Origin of the sequence: Psychromonas hadalis ATCC BAA-638 (genome assembly GCF_000420245.1) — a bacterium.
Lineage (GTDB): Bacteria > Pseudomonadota > Gammaproteobacteria > Enterobacterales > Psychromonadaceae > Psychromonas > Psychromonas hadalis.
This window is the reverse complement of record NZ_ATUO01000289.1, coordinates 1-2,163: the sequence shown is the minus strand read 5'-3', so window position 1 is coordinate 2,163 and position 2,163 is coordinate 1. Positions and strand designations below refer to the sequence as shown.

Below are 2,163 nucleotides of genomic sequence, written 5' to 3'. Positions count from 1 at the left end.
ACAGTGTTTATCTTTTGATATTGATTTTTATCCTGCCTTTCTTGTTGCTTTTATATGATTATTTATGGAAGTTAAGCGAAAACAAGCTATAATTCGCCTTCAAAATTTGTCTATAACAAACATCAGGCTTTAGGATTCTGCAACCTAGGGGCGGTAGCGTCTTTTAAATAACCCTGTGAACTTAAAGCAAAAGGCAAAGCCTGACCCCGTGTTTTCAATATAATAACTGATTGGTAGCAAGATACGTTTAAGCGAATATCAAGTAGCAATAATAAAAGCAGAGGTAAATAAAGTAGACTGTGCAGCTAAAGTGTATCTATTTGGTTCAAGAGTAGATGATGACGCTTTAGGCGGTGATATCGACATACTTGTTATGTCGAGCCATATCGATTTTTCAAAAAAAATTAAAATTCAAGCACAGCTATTTATTAAGCTAGATGAGCAACAAGTTGATCTACTTATTGCAAAAAATGCAGATAAGCCCTTTGTTAAATTAGCCTTATTAGATGCGGTGCTATTATGAATAAACAAAATGAAAAGAGAGTGTTGCAACAAGAACTTCTTGCTGAAAATAGCATTCATTTAGAGCTAGTAAGTAAGCAGTTACAAGCTTCTTTTTCTCGTTGTAATGAAATAAAGTTATTACAAGAAGGCTTAGGGTTTGAAGAATTAGAACGTTTTGAAGCGTTAACAAGCCGTTTTGCTAGACTTGCAGATTTAATTTTACAAAAGTCTATTCGATTGATTGAATTAATTGAGTTAGAAAGCTCAGGTTCAATTTTAGATAGAATTAACAAGGCGGAGAAAAAAGGGCTGATAAGCGACAGCCAAAAATATATTGAGATCCGCCAGTTAAGAAACAGTATTGCCCATGAGTATGACTCTGAAGCGTTAATGAAAATATTTGAAGACTGCTTAACGTTCACACCTGATTTATTAGCCTCGGTGGAAAGCATTAGCGATTATATCAAGCTTAATAATTTATTATGACATGATGCAAATTTCAAAACCTGTGTTTTATTGAGACATCGGGCTAATCGTTTTAAAACGCGCAGATATATTTGTGAAATGAGGTCTGTAGGGAAAAGTCAAAACTAAAGATCTTATGTTTTTTTAAAAGGGTTGGATGTCCTGTCTTTTTTCTGTCTTTTTTGATGTTCTGTCAAAACGAAAGACCTGCTCCGTTGGTACATGATTTGGCATTTAACTTTAGGTTTCTATGCGTTTAACAGAAAAACAAGTTTACATAATAAAAAAAGCAGTCAAGCAGCAAAATATCAATGCAAAGCTTTACCTGTTTGGTTCGCGAGCGGATGATACGCAACATGGCGGTGATATTGATCTACTTATTCACTCTAAAATTATTGCCAAAACAGAGCTTCGTAAAATAAAATGGCACTTACTAGCGTTATTGGGTGAGCAAAAAATAGACCTGCTTGTATCGAAAGAGCTACAAGAGCCGTTTGTACAATTGATATTGCCAACATCAATAGAGTTATAAAATGAAAATAAGCGCACTAGAAAATTTGTTCAGTTGCCAAGAGCAGTTGCAAGGCGCATTAAAATGGCTGCAACGCCCATATAATCAATGTCAAAAAATAAAATTTAAAAAAACGTTAATGATGATGATTTTGATAAATTAGAAAATCTAACCAGTCGCTTTGCCAGAGTGACCGATCTGCTGATTAATAAAATGTATCGTGCTATTGATATTGCTGAATTGAAGCAACCAGGCTCTCTTATTGATACCATTAATAGCGCAGAAAAAAAGAATCTAATGCCGATTACATTAAGTATGTGATCTAAATTTTGCGCAGGAAAAATAGCTGGATTTAAGGCGTAAGTTGACGTAAATGGTTGTTCCCTTTGCAAAACTTACAACGCAGAAGTGAGTTATTTTAACCAGTAAAATAGATTAGCTATTTACTGTAATTGGTATAGTAGAGTCAGTTGAGCAAGCAAGAACATTAAAAGATATTCGTAACGAAATCGCACACGAGTATATTTTAGAAGACCTGTGCTTATTGTTTAACGAAGTTTTACATGAAACAGAACAACTTATTAGATTAAGTAATAAGGCGATTGATTACACAGAGCAGTTTAGGAAATAAGGCCTGTAAGGGGAAGTCAAAATTAAAGGCCTGATGTTTTTTTAAAAGGGTT

General features: G+C 34.2%; 3 protein-coding genes. All 3 read left to right on the top strand.

Features of this window, described 5'->3' with window-relative positions:
- The first annotated feature begins 226 nt into the window (after positions 1–226).
- The 3 genes from G322_RS0118890 (at position 227) to G322_RS0118880 (ending at position 1,501) form a co-directional block, all read left to right on the top strand.
- Positions 227–523 carry a nucleotidyltransferase domain-containing protein gene (locus G322_RS0118890; protein WP_342662429.1) on the top strand — a complete coding sequence of 99 codons (297 nt, stop codon included), beginning with the start codon at positions 227–229 and terminating at the stop codon, positions 521–523.
- Entirely contained in the window at positions 520–990 is a 471-nt protein-coding gene (locus G322_RS0118885) for a HepT-like ribonuclease domain-containing protein (RefSeq protein WP_022943227.1), read from the top strand. Before G322_RS0118890 ends, G322_RS0118885 begins: the two co-directional genes overlap by 4 nt.
- Positions 991–1,219: 229 nt before the next feature.
- Positions 1,220–1,501: a nucleotidyltransferase domain-containing protein gene (locus tag G322_RS0118880; protein WP_022943226.1), complete on the top strand. Its 282-nt coding sequence runs from the start codon at positions 1,220–1,222 to the stop codon at positions 1,499–1,501.
- The last annotated feature ends 662 nt before the right edge of the window (positions 1,502–2,163 follow it).